Annotated in this window: 22 protein-coding genes; 11 read left to right on the top strand and 11 right to left on the bottom strand. The window is 68.0% G+C overall.

Translation table 11 applies throughout. The features are described from left to right. Nucleotides 1-9 precede the first annotated feature (9 nt). Nucleotides 10-972 (bottom strand): GlxA family transcriptional regulator, encoded by a 963-nt coding sequence (locus FBY28_RS17620; protein WP_141868702.1) that lies wholly within the window; start codon nt 970-972, stop codon nt 10-12. Between the two features lie 200 nt (nt 973-1,172). On the opposite strand from FBY28_RS17620, the gene FBY28_RS26235 reads away from it, so the two are divergent. Then, complete coding sequence (locus FBY28_RS26235) at nt 1,173-1,295, top strand: toxin-antitoxin system HicB family antitoxin (protein ID WP_286178196.1); 123 nt, start codon at nt 1,173-1,175, stop codon at nt 1,293-1,295. Between the two features lie 112 nt (nt 1,296-1,407). Here the strand turns inward: FBY28_RS26235 and FBY28_RS17610 are convergent, their stop codons facing one another. From FBY28_RS17610 to FBY28_RS17600, 3 genes are read right to left on the bottom strand one after another with little or no spacing between them, the layout of a single operon-like run. Next, complete coding sequence (locus FBY28_RS17610; RefSeq protein ID WP_141868701.1) at nt 1,408-2,403, bottom strand: o-succinylbenzoate synthase; 996 nt, start codon at nt 2,401-2,403, stop codon at nt 1,408-1,410. 36 nt (nt 2,404-2,439) lie between these two features. Then, nucleotides 2,440-4,062: an amidohydrolase gene (locus FBY28_RS17605; RefSeq protein WP_141868700.1), complete on the bottom strand. Its 1,623-nt coding sequence runs from the start codon at nt 4,060-4,062 to the stop codon at nt 2,440-2,442. 9 nt (nt 4,063-4,071) lie between these two features. After that, nucleotides 4,072-4,377, bottom strand: coding sequence for a DUF3253 domain-containing protein (locus tag FBY28_RS17600; RefSeq protein ID WP_141868699.1), 306 nt, complete (start codon nt 4,375-4,377; stop codon nt 4,072-4,074). A gap of 58 nt (nt 4,378-4,435) precedes the next feature. On the opposite strand from FBY28_RS17600, the gene fadD8 reads away from it, so the two are divergent. The 5 genes from fadD8 to FBY28_RS17575 all read left to right on the top strand — a co-directional run bounded on the left by fadD8 (nt 4,436) and on the right by FBY28_RS17575 (nt 9,026). Then, nucleotides 4,436-6,046, top strand: coding sequence for a fatty-acid--CoA ligase FadD8 (gene fadD8, locus FBY28_RS17595; protein WP_141868698.1), 1,611 nt, complete (start codon nt 4,436-4,438; stop codon nt 6,044-6,046). An 84-nt stretch (nt 6,047-6,130) separates the two neighbouring features. Beyond that, entirely contained in the window at nt 6,131-6,358 is a 228-nt protein-coding gene (locus FBY28_RS17590) for a hypothetical protein (protein WP_141868697.1), read from the top strand. A 63-nt stretch (nt 6,359-6,421) separates the two neighbouring features. Further along, nucleotides 6,422-7,036 carry an SOUL family heme-binding protein gene (locus FBY28_RS17585; protein WP_216847779.1) on the top strand — a complete coding sequence of 205 codons (615 nt, stop codon included), beginning with the start codon at nt 6,422-6,424 and terminating at the stop codon, nt 7,034-7,036. Between the two features lie 62 nt (nt 7,037-7,098). Further along, a complete protein-coding gene (locus FBY28_RS17580; protein ID WP_141868695.1) occupies nt 7,099-8,337 on the top strand; it encodes a GNAT family N-acetyltransferase in 1,239 nt (412 codons plus the stop codon). 14 nt (nt 8,338-8,351) lie between these two features. Beyond that, nucleotides 8,352-9,026 (top strand): HAD family hydrolase, encoded by a 675-nt coding sequence (locus FBY28_RS17575; RefSeq protein WP_141868694.1) that lies wholly within the window; start codon nt 8,352-8,354, stop codon nt 9,024-9,026. Between the two features lie 3 nt (nt 9,027-9,029). Here the strand turns inward: FBY28_RS17575 and FBY28_RS17570 are convergent, their stop codons facing one another. Next, on the bottom strand, nt 9,030-9,893 hold the full coding sequence (locus tag FBY28_RS17570) for a DUF8686 domain-containing protein (RefSeq protein ID WP_141868693.1): 864 nt from the start codon (nt 9,891-9,893) through the stop codon (nt 9,030-9,032). A 120-nt stretch (nt 9,894-10,013) separates the two neighbouring features. Beyond that, on the bottom strand, nt 10,014-10,289 hold the full coding sequence (locus tag FBY28_RS17565; protein WP_023985289.1) for a hypothetical protein: 276 nt from the start codon (nt 10,287-10,289) through the stop codon (nt 10,014-10,016). A 104-nt stretch (nt 10,290-10,393) separates the two neighbouring features. Between FBY28_RS17565 and FBY28_RS17560 the strand changes: the two genes are divergently transcribed. The 5 genes from FBY28_RS17560 (at nt 10,394) to FBY28_RS17540 (ending at nt 16,141) form a co-directional block, all read left to right on the top strand. After that, nucleotides 10,394-11,296 (top strand): 1,4-dihydroxy-2-naphthoyl-CoA synthase, encoded by a 903-nt coding sequence (locus FBY28_RS17560; protein WP_141868692.1) that lies wholly within the window; start codon nt 10,394-10,396, stop codon nt 11,294-11,296. 103 nt (nt 11,297-11,399) lie between these two features. Beyond that, the gene (locus FBY28_RS17555) at nt 11,400-12,260 is read left to right on the top strand and encodes a PDDEXK-like endonuclease domain-containing protein (protein ID WP_141868691.1); all 861 of its coding nucleotides are present in this window, start codon (nt 11,400-11,402) and stop codon (nt 12,258-12,260) included. A gap of 45 nt (nt 12,261-12,305) precedes the next feature. Then, nucleotides 12,306-13,175 (top strand): SDR family oxidoreductase, encoded by an 870-nt coding sequence (locus FBY28_RS17550; protein ID WP_141868690.1) that lies wholly within the window; start codon nt 12,306-12,308, stop codon nt 13,173-13,175. Between the two features lie 13 nt (nt 13,176-13,188). Next, nucleotides 13,189-15,276, top strand: a complete 2,088-nt coding sequence (locus tag FBY28_RS17545) for an FUSC family protein (RefSeq protein ID WP_141868689.1) — start codon at nt 13,189-13,191, stop codon at nt 15,274-15,276. Between the two features lie 124 nt (nt 15,277-15,400). Continuing rightward, nucleotides 15,401-16,141, top strand: coding sequence for a hypothetical protein (locus FBY28_RS17540; protein ID WP_141868688.1), 741 nt, complete (start codon nt 15,401-15,403; stop codon nt 16,139-16,141). Nucleotides 16,142-16,169: 28 nt separating this feature from the next. On the opposite strand, the gene FBY28_RS17535 is transcribed toward FBY28_RS17540, so the two are convergent. The 5 genes from FBY28_RS17535 to FBY28_RS17510 are packed head-to-tail and all read right to left on the bottom strand — an operon-like array spanning nt 16,170 to nt 20,969. Next, nucleotides 16,170-17,099, bottom strand: coding sequence for a polysaccharide deacetylase family protein (locus FBY28_RS17535; protein ID WP_286178194.1), 930 nt, complete (start codon nt 17,097-17,099; stop codon nt 16,170-16,172). After that, on the bottom strand, nt 17,092-18,084 hold the full coding sequence (gene speB / locus FBY28_RS17525; protein ID WP_174241672.1) for an agmatinase: 993 nt from the start codon (nt 18,082-18,084) through the stop codon (nt 17,092-17,094). Before speB ends, FBY28_RS17535 begins: the two co-directional genes overlap by 8 nt. Next, nucleotides 18,081-18,830, bottom strand: a complete 750-nt coding sequence (locus FBY28_RS17520; RefSeq protein ID WP_141868687.1) for an SDR family NAD(P)-dependent oxidoreductase — start codon at nt 18,828-18,830, stop codon at nt 18,081-18,083. The genes speB and FBY28_RS17520 overlap by 4 nt, the downstream gene beginning before the upstream one ends. Beyond that, nucleotides 18,827-19,528, bottom strand: coding sequence for an SDR family NAD(P)-dependent oxidoreductase (locus tag FBY28_RS17515; protein ID WP_141868686.1), 702 nt, complete (start codon nt 19,526-19,528; stop codon nt 18,827-18,829). The genes FBY28_RS17520 and FBY28_RS17515 overlap by 4 nt, the downstream gene beginning before the upstream one ends. After that, on the bottom strand, nt 19,521-20,969 hold the full coding sequence (locus FBY28_RS17510) for an amino acid permease (protein WP_141868685.1): 1,449 nt from the start codon (nt 20,967-20,969) through the stop codon (nt 19,521-19,523). The genes FBY28_RS17515 and FBY28_RS17510 overlap by 8 nt, the downstream gene beginning before the upstream one ends. Between the last annotated feature and the right edge of the window lie 94 nt (nt 20,970-21,063).

Raw genomic sequence — 21,063 nt, 5'->3', positions numbered from 1 at the left:
GTTTGCCTCCTAGGCGAATGACTTGCGGTATTGGTCGGGTGAAATGCCAAGGCGTCGAACGAAATTGCGGCGCAGGGTTTCGGCGCTGCCGAAGCCGCACCGGCCGGCGATGACCGTGACGGTGTCATCGGTCTCCTCGAGTTGCCGGCGGGCGGCCTCGGTGCGGATCCGTTCGACATAGCTGCCCGGCGCCTCCCCCACCTCCTCGGTGAACACCCTGGTGAAGTGCCGCGGGCTCATGGCGGCGCGCCGCGCGAGCTCGCCGATGCTCAGCACGGCGCCGGGTTCGGCCTCGATGAACTCCTGCACCTCGCGGATCGGTTGGCGCTTGGCCCGGGGCGCCCACACCGGTGCCGCGAACTGGGTCTGCCCGCCGGGGCGGCGCAGATAGAGCACCAGCCAGCGGGCCACCGTCTGCGCGATATCGGTGCCGAGATCGTCCTCGACCAGATGCAGGGCCAGGTCGATGCCCGCGGTGACACCGGCGGCGGTCCACACCTGCTCCGAGCTCCTGACGAAGATGGGTTCGGGGTCGACGGTCACGCCGGGGTACTGGTCGGCCAGGTGGCCGGCGGCCGCCCAGTGGGTGGTGGCCCGGCATCCGTCGAGCAGGCCCGCCTCGGCCGCGAGGAAGGCACCCGAGCACACCGTGACGACCCGGCGTGCGGTCTCGGCCACGGCGCGGATCCACTGCACCGTCGCGGCGTCCTTGCGTACCGTCTCGGTGCCGAATCCGCCAGGCACGATCAACGTATCGATGGCGGTGGTCGCGGGCAGGGCCGCCGCGCCGAATTCCAGGCCCGTCATGGTGCGGACGGGCGACCCGTCCACTGATACCAACCGCACGTCGTAGCGGTCCGGCCGACCCATCGCGACCAGCTGCAGGTTGGCTCCGGTGAACACGTCGAACGGGCCGGCGATGTCCAATGCCTGCACACCGTCGAACCCGAGGATCACCACCGATCGCGTCACGCCCTCATCGTCACCGGCTCGACCCCGTGTCGTCTACGCCGCGCATCCCACAGATCAGGACATGTCGGATGCCGGGACCATGCTGCCGGCATGACCGAATTCACCTACCGGGCGATGTGGTCGCCCGCCGCGGGGTCCTATGTCGGGACCTGTCTGGAGTTCCCCGGGCTGCGACAACACCGGGAGACAGCGGGCGGTTCGTGCTGCGCATCTCACCGGAGCTGCACGCCCTGCTCGCCGTCGAGGCGACCGAACAACGAATGTCGCTGAACCAGTGGGTGGTGCGGAAGCTGTTCGGCCGCAACGATTCCCGAGGGTTCTGACCCGATGACGGGTCTGCAGAAGTGGTACTGCCGGCGGTACTACCGTCGCGTGCAGTACTGCCGGTGGTACCACTTCCTCAGGAGTATCTCGGTTGGTCACAGCGGCGGCCGGTCACAGCAGCGCGTGACAGCGCCGCACCCGCTCGATCCACCACTGCCGTCGCTCCGGCGGTGCCGCCAGCGCGGCCAACCTCGCGCGGTCCGGGACCACGGGACCGACCGCGAGACAGCCGTCGACCGGTGCCACCGGATCCACGATGTCCTCGACGAACAACCCCCCGGTTCCCAGCCCGCACGCATACGGCAGCTCCGGAAGGCACCCGGCGGCCAGCAGCCCGCGGGACATGCCCACCGCGCTGTCCAGAGCACTGGACACCACCACCGGGATGCCGATGCGCGCGGCGATCACCAGCAGCCGCTGCACACCACCCAGCGGCGCCACCTTGACCACTGCGATATCGGCCGCCCCCAGCGCCACGACCCGGAACGGGTCGACGACCTTACGGATCGACTCATCGGCCGCGACCGGGGTGTCGATCTGGCGGCGCACCTCGGCCAGCTCCTCGACCGTGGCGCACGGTTGCTCGAGGTACTCGAGCTCGCCGAGTGCGGCTGCCGCGGCCACCGCCTCGGCCACACTCCATCCGCCGTTGGCGTCGACGCGCACGGTGGGCACCAGCGCCCGCACCGCCTCGACCCTGGCGACATCATCGGCCAGGCACTGTCCGGGTTCGGCGACCTTCACCTTGGCCGTCCGGGCACCGGGGAATCGCGCCAGCACCTCGGGCACCTGCTCCGGGGGCACCGCGGGCACGGTGGCATTGACGGGAATGCGGTCACGATGCGGGACGGGTGCGGGTCGGTAGGCGGCCTCGACGGCCGAGGACAGCCAATGCACGGCCTCGGACGGCTCGTACTCGGTGAAGGCGCCGAACTCACCCCAGCCGGCCGGCCCTTCGATCAGGGCTACCTCACGGACGGTGATGCCGCGGAACCGGACCCGCATCGGTAGCGAGACGACGTGCAGGCCGTAGAGCAGGTCATCCAGCGGCGGGCACTCAAACGATGGCGTGATCGCGATCCTCCCAGGTGAAAGCAGGGCACTCATGCTAGCGCCGGACTCTCGGACCGGGCGGGTGCGTGCTCACGCGGGCTTGGGGTGAACCTGCCTACCCGCCAGATAGGTGGCCCTGACCTCCAGACCGGCCACCGCCTCCGGGTCGACCGTGCGTGGATCTGCCGACAGCACAACGAGATCGGCGTACTTGCCGACCTCGATGGAGCCGATCCGCTCATCGTCGAACAGCTGATAGGCCGCATCGAGGGTCTGGGCGCGGATGGCCTGTTCGACGGTCAGGCGCTCCTGCGGGCCGAGCACCCGTCCGCTCGGGGCCGTGCGTGTCACGGCAACGCTGATATTGCGCAGCGGCTCCTCGGGGGTGACGGGCGGGTCGTTGTGCAGGGAGATGCGCATACCGGTGGCCACCGCTGAACCGCATGGCATCCACCGCTCGCCGTGCTCGGGACCGAAGAGCCCGTCGACGATGACATCACCCCAGTAGTGCAGCTGGTCGACGAACAGGCTGCAGGTCACCCCCAGGGCATGCGCGCGCGCCAGTTGCGCGTCGGTGATGGCGCCGACATGTTCCAAGCGCAGGCGGTGATCGTCGCGCGGATGCGCGCGCAGGGCCTCTTCGTAGACATCCAGGATGGTGTCGACCCCGTTGTCACCCTGCACATGACAAGCCATCTGCCAGCCCTGCGGATAGAACGTCCCGACGATCTCGGCCAGCTGCTCGCGGGTGTAGTTCGCGTGCCCGCACGAGCCGGGGACGACACCGATGGTGCGGGTGGCCTCGGTGTCCAGATACGGAAAGCTCAGATCGATGTTGCCGATCCACGGTGAGCCGTCCACCCAGATCTTGATACCGACCTGACGTACCAGATCGTCACCGTCGAACGGCTGGGCATCGGTGTGCAGATCGGCCGTCGACATCTCATAGGTGCGCAACCGGACCGTCAGCTGGTCGTGCATCGCCGCCAGCACGGGCCGGAACATCGGGTCGAAGGCCATCTCCGAACACGTGGTCAGGCCCGCTCGGTTCAACCGGTCGCACTCGGCCAGCAGCATCGCCGGGTAGTCGGCCACCGCGATGGCCCCGCCGATCAGCGGGAACACCGCGGCGGACTCCTCGGCGGTGCCGTCGAGCTCGCCGTCGGCGTCGCGGCCGTACCGGGCCCCCTTGGGATCGGGTGTGTCCCTGGTGATCCCGACCATGCGGGCCGCCGCGCTGTTGAAGAACGCCTTGTGGCCCGAGTTGTGCATGATCACCAGCGGGGTGCCGGCAACACTGTCCAGCCACTGCAGCGTCGGATCCGGCAAACCCTTCTGCAACAAGGCATCCCAACCGTTCAGGTATGCGCCATCGGCGCCGCGGCGGGCGACCTCGGCATGTACGGCGGCCACCACCTCCTCGGCGGTGGGCAGCGTCACCGGCCGGATGTCGACCATCCGCTCGGACAACGCCACCGCCTCCATCAACGGATGGCCGTGCGCCTCGATGAAACCGGGCAGCACGCACCCGTCGCCGACCGACAGCACGGCGGTATCGGGCCCGATCCAGGTCTGCAATTCGTCCTCGGCGAGGTCGATGGCGGCGATCCGACCCCCGACGACGGCCAGGTTGCGCGCCTGCGGGCGGGCATCGTCGACGGTGAGGATGGTGCCGGTGATGACCAGATCGGCCGGCGTATCGAGGCCTGACATGGGCCAAGGTTAGAGCCCGACCGGGCCGTCTCCGGGTGAAACGAGCGACTCGGCCGCCCCTGGTCGGCCGATGGCCCTGATCCGGATCGGTCCGCGCCAGCCGGCGTCCGGGTCGAGGACCGTGCCGCGCTGGCTGATCTCGACCACACCGTCGCGCGCCAGGTCGCGGGCGATATCCCTGGCCGGCTCCATCAGGTCGCGCCACCGCTCACCGCCGACGGCACGCGCGGCATCCGACGGGCAGATGGTCTTGTCCGGCCCCCGCTCCCGGGCCAACGACAGGATCGCGCGCCGCAGCTCGGGGTTCTGGCTCACCCCTCCAGTGAACACCGGACCTTGAAACTAAATCTGTAACACGTTCTAATCTGATGTCATGAGCGACTCCCAGCTGCGCCATTTCCTGCACTCCGGCCACCTCACCGTCGGCGCGCTGAAGCGCCACAAGGACCGGCCGGTGCTGTTCCTCGGTGACACGACGCTGACCGGCGGCGAGCTCGCCGACCGCATCAGCCAGTACATTCAGGCCTTCGAGGCGCTCGGGGCCGGGACAGGAGCGGCGGTCGGCCTGCTCTCCCTCAACCGTCCCGAGGTGCTGATGATCATCGGCGCGGGCCAGACCCAGGGCTACCGCCGCACGGCACTACACCCTCTCGGTTCGCTGGACGACCACGCCTACGTGCTCTCCGATGCCGAGGTCACCTCGCTGATCATCGACCCGCAGCCGATGTTCGTCGAACGAGCGATCGGTCTGATGCAGAAGGTCCCGTCGCTGCAGCAGGTCCTGACCATCGGGCCCGTCCCCGCCGAGCTGACCGAAGCCGGCGTGCAGGCCGTCGACCTGAGCGCCGAGGCCGCCAAGTACGACCCCACACCGCTGGTCGCCGCCGACCTGCCTGCCGATCACATCGGCGGTCTCACCTACACCGGCGGCACCACCGGCAAGCCCAAGGGCGTGATGGGTACGACGCAGTCGATCACCACTATGACCACCGTGCAGCTGGCCGAATGGGAGTGGCCGGAGAATCCGCGGTTCCTGATGTGCACTCCGCTCTCGCATGCCGGCGCCGCGTTCTTCACCCCCGTGATCGTCAAGGGCGGCGAGCTGATCGTGCTGACCAAATTCGATCCGGCCGAGGTGCTTCGGGTGATCGAGGAACAGAAGATCACCGCGACGATGCTGGTGCCGTCGATGATCTACGCCCTGATGGACCACCCCGACAGCCACACCCGCGACCTGTCGTCGCTGGAGACCGTCTACTACGGCGCCTCGGCGATGAACCCGGTGCGCCTGGCCGAGGCGATCCGGCGGTTCGGACCGATCTTCGCCCAGTACTACGGCCAGTCCGAGGCGCCGATGGTGATCACCTACCTGGCCAAGAAGGATCACGACGAGAAGCGCCTGACCTCGTGCGGGCGGCCCACACTGTTCGCCAAGGTGGCCTTGCTCGGCGAGGACGGCACACCGGTGCCCCAGGGTGAGGTCGGCGAGATCTGCGTGGCGGGCCCGCTGCTGTCGGGTGGCTACTGGAATCTCCCGGAGGCCACCGCCGACACCTTCAAGAACGGCTGGATGCACACCGGCGACCTGGCCCGCGAGGACGAAGACGGCTTCTACTTCATCGTCGACCGCACCAAGGACATGATCGTCACCGGCGGCTTCAACGTGTTCCCCCGCGAGGTCGAAGACGTTGTGGCCGAACATCCTTCGGTGGCCCAGGTGTGCGTGATCGGCACGCCGGACGAGAAGTGGGGTGAGGCGGTGACCGCGGTGGTGGTGCTGCGTCCCGACGCCGCGTCCGACGAGCCCGCGGTGGACGTCATGATCGCCGAGATCCAGGCGTCGGTGAAGGAGCGCAAGGGTTCGGTGCATGTGCCCAAGCAGGTGGTCGTGGTGGATTCGGTGCCGGTGACCGCGCTGGGCAAGCCGGACAAGAAGGCGGTGCGCGCGCAGTTCTGGGAGGGTGCAGGCCGCTCGGTCGGCTGAGTTCTCCCGTCGAGGGTTGGGGCGGGGCGCTGCGGGGTACAGATGCGCTGACAACGTAGGCATCCCGAGATAGGAACCCCGACGATGGACGACCGCATCGCAGTCGCCTCCCGCCCCGCCACCTCCGAAGCACTGAGCACCGGGGCGCTCTTCCTGTCGATGATCGGGATCATCGGTTTCGCCCTGACCATCGGCGCCTTCGGCCTGGAACGCATCGGGCTGACCTTCGGTGTCGGCCTGCTCTCGCTGACCAGCTTCGTGGTGAGCATGTTCTTCTTCCGGGCCGAGTCCGACGAGTTCGGCGAAAGCTGATCGCGGAAAACCCATCCGTGCCTCGATCGGCCGCGAATACCTTCATCAGGAAGGAGCGTGGCCGTGAATCTCGTCAAACTCGCAGGTCAGATCGTTGAGTCGGTGCCGTCGGTGGTCGGTGTGCGGACCGTGGAGGAACCGCACTACATCAGCCGCGCGCTCACCGGCAACGTCGAGATCAGGCGGTACGGCCGGCGTATCGCGGCACAGACCACCGTCACCGGCGACCGCGAACGCGCTCTGAACGCCGGGTTCCGCAAGCTGGCGTCCTACATCTTCGGCGGAAATCAACGCCGCACCGAGATCGCGATGACCGCCCCGGTGAGCCAGCAGGGCGGATCCCAGGAGATCGCCATGACGGCTCCGGTGAGCCAGCAGGGCAACGCGGAGCAGGGTTGGACCATCCGGTTCTTCATGCCGTCGGAGTGGACGCTGGAAACCCTGCCCGAGCCCGATGACGCCGATGTCGACCTGGTGTCCGTGGCACCGGAAACTGTCGCGGTCATCCGCTTCACCGGGGACCGCAGCCCGGCGGCGGTCGCCCAGCAGACCGCCGACCTGCTCGACACGCTCGCCTCGAACGGCATCGAGCCGGCCGGTGAGCCCGTCGCGTGGTTCTACGATCCGCCCTGGACGCTGCCCTTCCGACGCCGCAACGAGGTGGTCGTGCCGATCTAGCCGGCCGTGCGGGCGAGAAAATGACGCGCGCCCGATCGCCCTGTCACGGTAGACATGGGTATGTGCCCGAGCTGACCCTGCGCGCCCTGCGCGACGAGACCGACTACCAGGACTTCAACACCGCGATGGCCTGGGCCTTCCTGGAGGACCCCCAGCCCGACGACATCAGGTTGGCGCGTCCCTTCACCGATCTGGATCGGATGTTCGGGTTCACCGACGGAACCCGATGGGTGTCCACCGCCGGGGACTACCGCAAGAACGTCGTGCTGCCCGGCGGTGAACGCACCGATGTGGCCGCGGTGACCGGTGTCAGCGTCGCCTCCGACCATCGCCGCCGCGGGCTGCTGACCCGGATGATGCGTCACCAGCTGGACACCATCCGCGACCGCGGCACCGAGGCGGTGGCGATGCTGTTCGCCTCCGAGACGACGATCTATGGCCGATTCGGGTACGGGTTGGCGTGCCAGAACGCCACGCTGTCCGGCCCGGTGCGTGATCTCGGTTTCCGCCCCGACGTCGATCTCGGAGCAGGCACCGTGTCGCAGATCGACGTCGACACACTGCTCGACGTCGGACCCGCGATCTACGACCGGGCGGTGGCCGATTTACCGGGGCGGATGGACCGGCCGCGTCCGTGGTGGGACTACCAGGTCTTCGACAATGACGAGCGCCGCAAGAACAGCGGCAGCATCAGATTCGCTCTGCACCGTGAATCCGACGGCATACCGAGCGGATTCGCCCGGTACCGGACGAAGTCGTCGTGGGATGCCACCGGCCCCACCGGAGAGGTGCACGTCGAGGAGGTCCGCGCCACCAATCCGCGCGCCTATGCCAGGGTCTGGCGATTCCTACTGGAGATCGACCTGGTTCGACGCGTCATCGTCAAGGACGCCGCGGTCGACGAACCGCTGCGCGCGCTGGTGGCCGACAGCCGAGCGCTGCGCTGCGAGGTCGCCGACGGCATCTTCGTGCGGCTCGTCGACGTCGGGCGGGCACTCGCACTGCGCCGGTACGCCGCACCGGTGGATACAGTTCTGGACGTGCGCGACGAGTTCTGCCCGTGGAACAGCGGTCGGTACCGACTGCGCGGCGACGTCGACGGCGCCCAGTGCGAAAAGACCGATGCGCCTGCAGATATCGCTCTCAGCGTGCGCGACCTCGGCGCGGTGTACCTCGGTGGGATCAGCCTCGCCCGACTCGCCGCGGCGGGTCTGGTCGAGGAACTGACCGCCGGGGCGGTGCACCGCGCGGCCGTCGGTTTCGGCTGGCCGGTGGCGCCCGCCATCCCCGACCACTTCTGAGAAAAGGACGGCCCATGATCCGCGCTGTACTCTTCGATTTCTCCGGCACCCTGTTCCGCCTCGAGGAACAGGACGACTGGTTCGACGGCATCACCGTCGACGAACAGGCGGTGCAGGGTCACGTGCAGGCCGAGTTGATGCGTCGCGTGACCGCACCGACCGGAAGTACGGTGCCCATGAACGCGCAGCAGCAACACAATTGGGCCAACCGGGACCTGGAGCCGCATCTGCACCGCGAGGCGTACCTGCACGTCCTGCGCGAGTCCGGTCTCGCCGGCGAGGATGCGGCGGCCCTGTATCCGAAGCTCGTCGACCCGGCCTCCTGGACGCCCTACCCCGACACCGCGGCGGTGCTGAACGGTCTGCGCGGCAACGGGATCAAGACGGCCGTCGTGTCGAATATCGCCTTCGACCTGCGGCCCGCGCTGGCCGCCGCAGGCACCGGGGCCGACGAGTATGTGCTGTCATTCGAGGTCGGTGCCGTCAAACCCGATCCGGCGATCTTTTCGACCGCGCTGGCGCGCCTCGGCGTGGATGCCGAGGAGACCCTGATGGTCGGCGACAGCGAGGAAGCCGACGGCGGCGCACGCGCCGTGGGTTGCGCCTTCGCCCTGGTGGACCCGCTGCCCACTGCTCAGCGTCCCGACGGGTTGCGCATCGCGCTGCGATCGCACGGCCTCCCGCTCTAGGGGCTAGCGCGCGTCGACGGACAACTGGTTGCGGTACCCCACGACGACGCTGGTGATGAGCGAGACCGCGATCACCGCCTCGGCGATGAAGAATGCGGAGAAGTCGATCAACGAACCGATCGGCGGATCGCCGGGTATGGCGTTGCGCAGCGGCACCATCGCGAACAGCAAGGCCGCCATCACCGAATACGCGCCGTACTCCACGCCCCGGCGGGTGCGCACCACGTAGGACGCCAGTACCGCGGCAGAGGCCGCCAATCCCAGCATCAGCACCATGATGAACACGCCGAAAACCATGGTGGGCACGCTGCGTTCGGCCTTCAGGGTCAGCGACAGCCAGCCCTGGTCGGGCGACAGGGTCGGCGTCACCGCGAAGAACGCATCACCGTTGGACACCGTCACCTCGAGCGGCAGCGGTGCGCCGTCGGCGCCAAGAACCTGGATGGCCGGGAAGGACTGGTAGGTGTCGAACGGGAAGTCGGTGCTGCTGCCACCGAGGGCGAACTCCTGGATCACGGTGTGGAACCGGTCGCCCTCGTTGAACTTCACGACGCTGGAGCGGCGTGAGTTGGTCTCGACGGTGATGTCCTCGGTGAGCCCGGCGCTGACGCCGCCGACGGGATCGTCGTTGACATCGAGTTCCACCGTCATCGACTGGTCGTGAACGTCGACGCGGGTGATGTACATCGACATCAGCACGACGTCGGGGCTGTCGGCGTCCTCGGTGCCGAAGGGGATCGAGGCCTGCTGGGTGTGGGATCGGCTGGCCAGGAATCCACCGACGCTGCACACCATCACGATCGCGATGACGACCAGGACCACCAGAATGCGGGCGCCACGACCCAGGCGGTCACCGGTCGACTTCATGGTCGGCACGCTACCGCCGGCGTGGCGTTCCCGTACCTTGAGGCGCCGAACAGCAGAACGGCGGCCCCGCAAACGGGGCCGCCGATTCCGACTGGGGGGTGATCAGCCCACCCGGCTCCGCTACAGGTGCGGAGCCTCCTTGATCTTGGAATCCGGGGTGCCCAGCGTCTGGCACCAGGTCTGCACGGCCAGCCGGGTGCCGCTGATCTCGACCTGCTGCGGGTCGGATCCCTTCTCGTCCTTGAGCATCTTGGTGACGGCCTCGTTCTGGGTCTTCTCATCGGCACCGGTGAAGTCCTTGCACGCGGTGTCCCCACCGGTGACCGATGGTGAACAGCCGACCAACATCGCGGTCGCCGCACCAGCCGCCATCAATGCCGCTGCTGTACGCCTCATCGTGTCCTCCTTGTCCTGGCGCCGAATCACGCCCCGATTCACTTCGTCGCCGCGCTTTGTACCCCGCACTGTCTTCGGCGAAACACCGTGAATACAGTCGGGGAATGACTTTCGACCCTGCGCTGTGGCAGCCGGTCGCCGGCTTCGAGCTGACCGATATCACCTATCACCGGCACGTTGTCGACGGAAAACCGCAACCGACGGTGCGGGTGGCCTTCGACCGTCCGGAGGTGCGAAACGCGTTCCGTCCGCACACCGTCGACGAGCTCTACCGCGTGCTCGACCACGCCCGGATGTCTCCCGATGTCGGGGTGATCCTGCTGACCGGCAACGGCCCGTCACCCAAGGACGGCGGCTGGGCGTTCTGCTCCGGAGGTGACCAGCGCATCCGCGGCCGCAGCGGATACCAGTACGCCGACGGCGAGACTGCCGAGACGGTCGATCCGGCACGGGCAGGCCGGTTGCACATCCTGGAGGTGCAGCGCCTCATCCGGTTCATGCCCAAGGTCGTCATCTGCCTGGTCAACGGCTGGGCCGCCGGCGGCGGGCACAGCCTGCACGTCACCTGCGATCTGACGCTGGCCAGCCGCCAGCATGCCCGCTTCAAGCAGACCGACGCCGACGTGGGCAGCTTCGACGGCGGGTTCGGCAGCGCCTACCTGGCGCGCCAGACCGGGCAGAAGTTCGCCCGCGAGATCTTCTTCCTCGGCCGCGCCTACGACGCCGAAACGATGTATCAGATGGGTGCGGTGAACGAGGTCGTCGACCACGACGAGTTGGAGAGCACCGGCCTGCAGTGGGCGGCCGAGATCAACGGCAAGTCCCCGCAGGCGGTCCGGATGTTGAAGTTCGGTTTCAACCTCATCGACGACGGGCTGGTCGGCCAGCAGGTATTCGCCGGTGAGGCAACCCGGTTGGCCTATATGACCGATGAGGCCGTGGAGGGCCGGGATGCCTTCCTGGAAAAGCGCGATCCCGACTGGAGCGGCTTCCCCCGCTACTTCTGATACCTCTGACGATTTCGGCGCGCTGACGCTCGGTGAGCGAGCGTTTGCGCGCCGAAATCGTCGGGGATGGAACCGGACGCAGCGCGCGTGCGTCCGAAGTCGTGTGCTCGAGGACTATCTGCGCGACCACGACGGTGTCATCACCCTCGCCCAGGCCGGCCGGTGCGGGCTCAGCCCGCAGGCCGTGCGCAGGCGCATCGGTTCCGGGATCTGGCGGCGGTGTTCACAGGGGGTGTACTTCGTCGACGACCGTCCGTTCACCGATGCCGCCCGCATTCGTGCCGCGGTCTGGGGTTACGGCGATGACGCGGTCGCCAGTGGCTTGGCCGCCGCATGGTGGTACGGATTCACCCAGTACCCGCCGGCGGTCGCCGAGGTCACCGTGCCGCGTAGCAGCCATGGGCGCACCCACCCAGGCAGCCGCGTTCGTCGCCGCGACCTCGACCCGGCCGATGTCGCGGAGCACCGTGGCCTTCCCCTGACGGCGCGCCCGCTCACGATCGTGGAGGCGGCGGTGCGCCGGGGCGGTGGTGCCCGCATCATGGACCGTGCCTTGCAGGGCGACTCCGAGCTGCGCGATCTGTGGCGTGCGCAGTCGCGCAACAAGGGTCGCTACGGTGCACCGGCAGCGCGGCGCCTGCTCCTGGCCGCGGCGGACGGTTCTCGATCCGCCGCGGAACGATTGCTGATCAAGCTGCTGCGGCAGGCGGACATCACCGGCTGGCGGGCCAATTTCCCGGTAGGGCCGTACTTCGTCGATGTCGCCTTTGCCGAACGGATGATCGCGATCGAGGTCGACGGTTGGGCCTTTCACAGTGACCCGGACGCGTTCACCAACGATCGGCGTCGGCAGAACTACCTGATCGTGCACGGCTGGCAGGTGCTGCGCTTCACCTGGCTCGACCTCTCGGAGTTCCCCGACCGTGTCATCGCGACCATTCTCTCTGCGATTTCGGCGCGCTGACGCTCGGTGAGCGAGCGTTTGCGCGCCGAAATCTAGACTGTCGCGGTGAGCAAGAACCCCCTGCGCCGGATCTCGGACGCGGTGCTGTTGACCAGCATGCGGCCCCCACTGACCGAGTACCTGGGCCGCGGCCCCGAGGTCGAACTGCGCGGCAAGCGCATCCTGATCACCGGAGCGTCGTCAGGGATCGGCGAGGCGTCGGCGCTCAAGCTGGCCAAGCTGGGTGCCAGCGTCATCGTGGTGGCCCGCCGCGCCGAACTGCTCGAGACCGTCACCGCGAAGATCCGTGACAACGGTGGCATCGCCGAGGCGATCACCGCCGACCTGTCGGATCTGGACGCCGTCGACGCGCTCGCCGCCAAAGCCCTCGAAAGCCACGGCGGCATCGACATCCTGATCAACAACGCCGGCCGGTCCATCCGCCGCCCGCTGATCGAGTCACTGGACCGCTGGCACGATCTCGAGCGCACCATGACGCTCAACTACTACGCCCCGCTGCGGCTGATGCGTGCCCTGGTGCCCGGCATGATCGCCCGCGGCGACGGCCACGTCATCAACGTCTCGACCTGGGGTGTGATGAACGAATCCTCCCCGCTGTTCGGGGCGTACCAGGCCTCCAAGGCGGCGCTGACGGCGATCAGCCGGGTGGCCGAAACCGAATGGTCGGGCAAGGGCGTGCACTCGACGACGCTGTACTACCCGCTGGTGAAGACGCCGATGATCGAGCCGACCAAGGAGTTCGTGGCCATGCCCGGACTGTCAGCCGAGGAGGCCGCCGATTGGATGGTCACCGCGGCGAAGACCCGGCCGGTGCGCATCGCCCCGCGCATGGCGGTGACCGCCAAGGCGATCGACAGCGTGGCGCCGGGTCTGCTCGGCGTCTTCATGAAGCGCGGCGTCACCGATTCGTCGTAGACACTCGTCACCGATGCGGATCCTGGACTGGCTACAGCAGCGCGACCCCGAGTATGACGCGCTGCGCCGAGCCGCCAGGGCCGCGATCGTCGTGCCCATCGCCGCGGCCGCCAGTTTCCTGGTCGCCGGCGACAGCCAGGCCCCGATGTTCGCCATCTTCGGGTCCGTGGCTCTGCTGATCGTCTCCGACTTCCCGGGCAACCGGGAGGCCCGCGCACTGGCCTATGCAGGCCTCGGATTCAACGGCGCGGTGCTGATCACCGTGGGCACGCTCGTCGCGCCCTACCCGTGGCTCAGCGTCGGGCTGATGTTCGTGCTCGGTGTCACCGTGATGTTCAGCGGGGTACTCAGCGAGACCGTCGCCGCTGGGCAGCGCGCCACCCTGCTGACCTTCGTGCTTCCCGCCTGCACCCCGCCGGGACCCATCGATGAACGCCTGACCGGCTGGCTGGTCGCGCTGGCCGTGTGTGTGCCCGCCGCGTTGTTCCTGTTCCCGCCGCGGCATCACGACGACCTGCGCCGGCACGCGGCGGGAGTGTGCCGCGCACTCACCGACTGTCTGGAGGGGGCGGGGTCGACCAGGGATGTCACCCGCGCTATGAACGCCCTGTGGGCGAACTTCGTCAACGCCGACTTCCGGCCGGTTGCGTTGACGGCGGGCAGCCGGGCCCTGGTCCGCGTCGTCGACGACCTCGGGTGGCTGGCCGATCAGATCACCGATCGCACCGGCGCGGCACTCGGCGATATGCGGCCGGCCATCGTCGCGGTGCTGCGCGACTGCGCGGCGGTCCTGCAGATCTCGGACCCTCGACTGCGCGCGACCCGGGGCGTCGAACTCAGCACCGCCCTCGATGGGCTGCGCGAGGTCGCGCAGGGCCGCTACCGCGAGGACATCGAGCAGATCCTGGCGATACCCGATGACGAGACCGCCGTCGAGGTCGGGCGCAGCCTGTTGGGCCGCCGAACGTTCTCGGCGACGGTCGGGGTCACCGGACGCATCATCCGCAACGCCGCGCTGGCCGACGCCCGGCCGGTCTGGGCGCGCGTGCTGGGCCGTGGCCTGCCCCGCACCGGCGCGGCGGACTGGGTGATGCCCGAGACCACCGCCGTCGCGCAGATCACCAAGGGATTCCTCGCCGGACGCGCGCTCGTCGTGCGCAACAGCGTGCGCACCGGCCTGGGTCTGGCCTTGGCCGTCGCGGTCACCCACGTGTTCCCGGTCGAGCACGGGTTCTGGGTGGTGCTCGGCGCGTTGTCGGTGCTGCGCAGCAGCGCGTTGACCACAGGTACCCGCGTGCTGCGCGCCGTGGCGGGGACCGCACTGGGTTTCGCCATCGGCGTGGCGGTCATCGAACTGGTCGGCGTCGATCCCGTCGTCATGTGGATGTTGTTGCCGGTGGTGGCCTTCGGTTCGGCCTTCGTCCCCGAGATCGCCTCGTTCGTCGCCGGGCAGGCCGCGTTCACCATGATGGTGCTGATCATCTTCAACCTGATCCAGCCGTCGGGGTGGGCCGTCGGACTGATCCGGGTCGAGGATGTCGTGGTCGGGGCGCTCGTGGGTGTCGCCGTATCGGTGCTGCTGTGGCCCCGCGGCGCGTCCACCCAGGTCAGCAAGGCCGTCAGTCGGGCCCACGCCGCCGGTGCCGAGTTGCTCAAAGCCGGTGTCCTGCGGGTCATCCGCGGCGCCTCCGAGACGGCCGACAACCGTGTCTTCACGCTCAGCCGCCGCGCTCTTGAGGCCAGTCGGATACTCGATGACACGCTGCGACAGTATCTTTCGGAGAACGGCGGGCATGCCGACCGGCGCGCTCCCACGGTCCGTGCGGCCAACCGGGTGGTCCGGCTGCGTGCGGCCGCGGAGTTGATCGCCGATGTCGTGCCACCGCCGCTCGGGGTGTACCCGCGAGCGCGGGAACTGCTGGAAGAGCACGCCGCTGCGGTGTGTGAGCAGGGCCTGTCGGGGCCGCCGATCAGCGATGATTTCGTGTTGGCGCTGCGCGCCGAGAACTCCCGCGACGAACTCGCCGTATCGGCGGCGCTGCCACTGCTGACCGTCGCGGCCCATCTGGGCGAGCTGGAGCTGCTGTATCCGCGCGGCTGAGCTCAGGGGCGTTGCCGGACAAGAAAGCAGAGTCATGCCATCTTCTAGTTCCTCAGAGGTAACCGACGGATGGGCGAATGCCCGGAATCGACCGCTAGAAATTCTCTCCCGCACCGTCGTTGTCGTGATCGCGGTAGTGGCGATCGGATTCGGTGTGCTGTCGGGATCGGCCGGGAACACCACAGCGATGCGCTACGGCCTGCTCTTCGGACTGATCATGATCCTCGTCGCGGCACTCGGAGCGACAATGCGCACGAAGAACGGCGATCTGTCGAAAGACACTCACATGGTGGACATCGACGGCGATCGCTGTTGCACCGAGATTCGTCACTCGGGAGCACAGTTCCGCCTGCTTGTGGCCTTGATGACTTGCAGCGCGGCGCTTTTCCTGTCGGCCATGATCGATACGGTGATCAACGGCGACCAGCCCGCGAGCGCGATCACCGGGACACTGTTCGGCGCGATCGGTTTGTATCTCGTGTCGTTCCCACTGGCAGCCGGTTTCGGACGCATCACCCGCGGCGGTCTGCTGCTGAGTGAGCATGGCGTCACGCAGCGCGGTTGGAGCTTCGAGAATCAATTGAGCTGGCCAGATATCGCAGGTATGAAGCCCGCGAACAACGGCCACCCGATCATCATGCTGATCGGGTACACGAACACTTCATGGCAGCGCCGCTACACCAGCCGCCTGTGGAAGATCGACCGCCTACCTCCTGTTCCGATGATCGAGATCGACTGTCGCAAGTTCAGCGTCGAACCGAGCGCCTTGCTTTCTTTCCTGTCCGCCTACGTCGACACACCGGACAATCGCGCAGAACTCGGAACACCAGCGACCCTGGATCGGGCCCGACGGTCAGCTTCCTGATTGCCAGCGGCAGATCGCGCGGCTGAGCTCAGGGGCGGGTGATGGTGCGCGGCGTCAACCCGAGCGTGCGTACGTGCTCGGCGATCTCACCCAGACTCGCCGTCCACACGTCGGTGCGCCCAACGACATAGCGCATCAGGTCACCGAGTTCGGCTGCGCGGGAAGCCCTCCCGCTCAGGAACGGGTGATTGGTCAACACCCAGCACGCGCCGGCGCTCCGCAGCGCATCGAACTCCAGCTGCCACAGTTCGCGGGCCTTGCGCGGACTCTCGATGGTTCCGCTATAGATGTCCGGCAGATAGCAGTACTGCTCCCAATCGTCGAGCGCCCACTGGATCGGGATCTCGACCAGCGACCGCGGCCCCACCGCAAGCTCGTAGGGATGGTCGGCATCCATCAACGACGAGTCGTACAGGAAGCCGCGCTCAACGAGCAGTTCCGGTGTCCGCCAGGACAAATCCCACATCGGTGCTCGGTACCCGCTCGGACGCACCCCGGCCACCTCGGCCAGCGCCTCCAATCCGCGGTCGAGCGCCTCGATCTCCTCCTCCAACGTCAGCGCCGTCGGCTGCTCGTGCAGATACCCGTGGTGGGCGATCTCGTGCCCCGCCGCCACGATCGACCGCACCGCCTCGGGATAACGATGCGCGGTATGGCCCGGCACGAAGAACGTCGACCGGATCTGATGGTGGTCCAGCAGATCCAGGATGCGCGGGATGCCGACCAGCGGTCCGTAGGCCTGATGGCTCATCACACTCATCCGGGCGGCAACCGTTTCGTCGCCCCACAGCACCGCAGATTCGGCATCCACATCGAAGGTGAACGCGGCGGCCGCCACTTTCCCTGCAGGCCAGGGCAATTTCCCGTCGCTGCGCTCGCCCCAGGGCATTTTCCCGTCGCTGCGCTCGCCCCAGGGCAATTTCCCGTCGCTACGCTCGCCCGGACCGAACTCAGACATCTTCGGCCATCAGGGTGATCAGCTCATACCCGATATTGGCCGCGGCCACCGCCGTCACATCGGCGCTGTCATAGGCCGGTGCCACCTCGACGACATCGGCGCCGACGATCTGCAGACCGCGCATCGCCCGCAGGATGGCCACCAATTCCCGGCTGGTCATCCCGCCGATCTCCGGGGTACCGGTCCCCGGCGCGAACGCCGGGTCGAGAACATCGATATCGATCGACACGTAGACCGGATGCTCACCCACCCGCTCCCGGATCCGTTCGATGACACCGTCGATTCCGATCCGATCGATATCGCGGCAGTGCACGATGGTGAAGCCCAGCGACTCGTCATCGAGCAGATCGGCTCTGTCATAGAGCGATCCGCGGATCCCGACGTGCGCGGAGTGCCCCTTGACCAGCAGTCCCTGCTCGGCAGCCCGGCGAAACGGCGTGCCGTGCGTGCACGGCGCGCCGAAGTAGGTATCCCAGGTGTCCAGGTGGGCGTCGAAGTGCACCAGGGCAACCGGACCGTGCACACGGTTGACGGCCTGCAGCGCGGGCAGCGCGATGGTGTGGTCGCCGCCGAAGGTCAGCACGCGCTGCCGCGGGTTGGTCAGCAAGGCGGCGATACCCTCGCGCACCTCGTCGACCGCGGCATCGATATCGAACGGATTGGCCGCGATATCCCCGGCGTCGACGACCTGTGCCTGGGCGAACGGGCTGATATCCAATGCCGGGTTGTAGGGCTTGAGCAACCTGGATGCCTCGCGGATGGCGGCGGGACCGAACCGCGCTCCGGGCCGGTAGGTCACCCCACTGTCGAACGGCACCCCGACGACGGCGATGTCGTAGCGCGACACCTCATGGCGCTGCGGCAGGCGGGCGAAGGTCGCCAGCCCGGCGTACCGCGGGACCTGCTGCGCGTTCACCTGCCCGACATTGCCCGACGCCGACCGCACGTATCTGTCCTGGCCGTCCACCAGCTCCCTTTCCGTCATGCTCTGCTCCTGGTCGATCCGCCGTTGCACGAGATGACCTGCCCGACGACGGCCGCCACCTCGAAGTCGGCGAGCAGTTCCACCGCCGCCGAGATCTCATCGGGTCGACCGATACGGCCCAACGGAATTCCCGTCGCATACCGGGCGTGCATGTCCGCCAGGTCGATTCCCGCGGCATCGGCATCGACCTGAAGTTGCGGGGTATCGGTGACACCCGGCGCAACGGCGTTGACGATGATCCCCTCCGGCGCCAGTTCGCGGCCGAGTCCCTTGACCAACGCGATCAGTCCGGATTTCGCGGCCGCGTAGGCGGTGGCCTCCGGCCATCCGGTGACACCCCATTCGCTGGCGATCACCACGATGCGCCCCTGCGCCCTGGCCCGCATGTGCGGCAGCACGGCCTGTATCAGGTGGTAGGTGCCACCGAGATTGGTGTCGACGATGCGCCACCAGTCCTGCTCGTCGTGCACGAGCAGCGGGGCCATCGTCATGTAGGCGTGGTTGGCGACCAACACATCGAGGCGGCCGGTGCGCTCGGCCACCGCGTCGGCGATGCGCAGGCACTCCCCCGGATCGGAAACGTCACCGGCAACAGCGAATCCGCCGATCTCCTCGGCCAGCGCTTCCAGCTCAACGCTGGGGCGAATATCGTTGACGGCGATCGTCATTCCGGCTCCGGCCAGCCGACGGGCGTGCGCCGCACCCATCCCCTGCGCCGCACCGGTGACCAGCGCGACCCTGCTCATATCACCGCTCCGGAGTTGACGTTGACCACATCGCCGACGCTGAACGTCGCGTCGCAGACCAGGTATTCGACACAGCGGGCCACCTCGGCAGGGGTGGCAAGCCGGCGCAGCGGCAGAGTGTCCAGATAATCCGTTGCCCGCCATGGGGAATCGGCATCCAGCAGCGGGGTGTCGGTGGGCCCCGGCGCGACGGCGTTGACCCGCACCCCGGCTCCGGCGACCTCGGCGGCCAGGCTGCGGACCAGACCGATGATCGCCCCCTTGGCCGCGACGTAATGGCTCTCCTGGTCACCACCGCCGACGGCGAGTTCACTGGCCACCGCGACCACCGCGCCCGATCCGGCCGCCAGCATGTCGGGCAGGCACGCACGCGTCGCGTTGAACAAGCCGCCGAGGTGCACCCGCAGCATGCGCCGCCAGGACGCGGCGTCGATCTGGTCGATGAGCGCCATCTCGTAGTAGCCGGCCGAGGTCACCAGCGCGGTGACCGGGCCAAGGGCGGAGCGGATCTCGGCAACGGCCGCTGACACTGCACCGTGATCGGAAACATCCACGGCCACGGCATGATCGGCGTCCGCACCGGCCGACAGGTCCAGCGCACCGATCCGGTACCCGCGCAGGCGCAGCGCCTCGGCCGCGGCCGCACCGATACCGCTGGCGGCGCCGGTGACGACGGCCACCGGGCTCGCGTCACTCACGGACGTCTGCCAATTCGTCACGGGATTCCACTTCGTCGATCACCGAGGCTTCGACGATACGCGAGCGCACTCCTGCCAGGATCGCGGTGCCGAGCACCAGCAACACCGCGATACCGATCCACACCGACCAGTCCAGGTAGCGCTGCTCGAAAGCCGCTCGCGGCCAGGCGATGTTGACGAACTGCAGCACGGTCCACACGACGGCCACCGCGGCGACGGGCAGGGTGGCCCGGCCCAGCGAGAAGTTGGCCGGCGTCCACGCCCGACGAACCAGCACGACCAGGAACCCGATGAGCGGGAACAGGAATGCCAGATAGAAGCCGCCTGCGGTGAAGTTGACCATCAGCGAGTAGATATCCCCGGCGACGATGCTGAGGCCGAACAGTGCGGCGCCGACCACGGTGGTGACCCCGATCGCCACCACCGGTATGCGGGCCGGACCGCGCAGCTGGGACAGCACGGCAGAGGCCGGCAGCGCGCCGTCGCGCGCATAGGCCCAGATGACCCGCGATGCCGAGGTCTGCAGCGCAAGGAAGCTGGCCAGGAAGCCGATGACGAACATCACCTCGACCGGACGCGCGATGCCGTGACCGAGTGCGACGGTGAGGGTTTCGTATACCGGATCGCCGACCGCACCCGCGGCGACGGCGTCGAGGTCGGGGATGGCCAGGATGATCGCGAGGCTGGAATAGCCGACGACCAGCGCGATGAAGACCAGCGAGAACAACACGGCCTTGGGCAGGTAGCGGCGCGGTTCATGCACCTCCTCGGCGATCGACCCGGCACTCTCGAAACCGACGAACGACCACCCGATGAAGGCCACCGCCAGCAGGAACGGCCCGCTGAGCCAGGTCCGGGTGTCCACCTCGGGGCCACCACCGGAGAACAGCACCGACAGCGAGTTCTGCCGATGGAACAGCAGCAGCCAGGTTCCCAGCACCACCGAGCCGATGACCTCGGCAATGATGCTGCCGACCATGAAGATCTTCAGCGCCTGCCGACCGGCCAGATTGACCGCGGTGCCGGCCAGCAGGATGGCCAGCGCGATGAGCGCCAGCGTCGTTCCCGAGGGCTCCTCGACACCGAAGATGTTGGCGGTGAAGCCGGCCGCACCAAGGGCCACGGTGGCCATCGCGATGACCAGCGTCCACATATAGGCCCAGCCCGCGAACCAGCCGTAGGTGGTGCCCAGCAGTCGGCGCGACCACTGGTAGATCGACCCCTCCAAGGGCCAGCGCGACACCAGCATCGCGAATACCAGCGCGACCAGGAACTGGCCTGTGAACACCAGTCCGAAGCCCCACCAGAAGCTCGGACCGGCCGCCGACAACGCCAACCCGAAGATCCCGTACAGCGCGACGATCGGCGAGATGAATGCGAAGGCGAACGCGAACGCCGACCAGAGGGAGAACTCGCGGCGCAGAACCTGTGGCTCGGTCATCAACGAACTATCACGCGCCCGGGCACACCGCCGCCATCGTTGGCGGTGAAGACGCTGCAAACCCACCACCGGCGCGGCCGGCCATTGGAGGATC

The sequence above is a fragment of the Arthrobacter sp. SLBN-53 genome, from assembly GCF_006715585.1.
Taxonomy (GTDB): Bacteria; Actinomycetota; Actinomycetes; order Mycobacteriales; family Mycobacteriaceae; genus Mycobacterium; species Mycobacterium neoaurum_A.
This window is presented reverse-complemented; position numbering and strand designations above follow the sequence as displayed.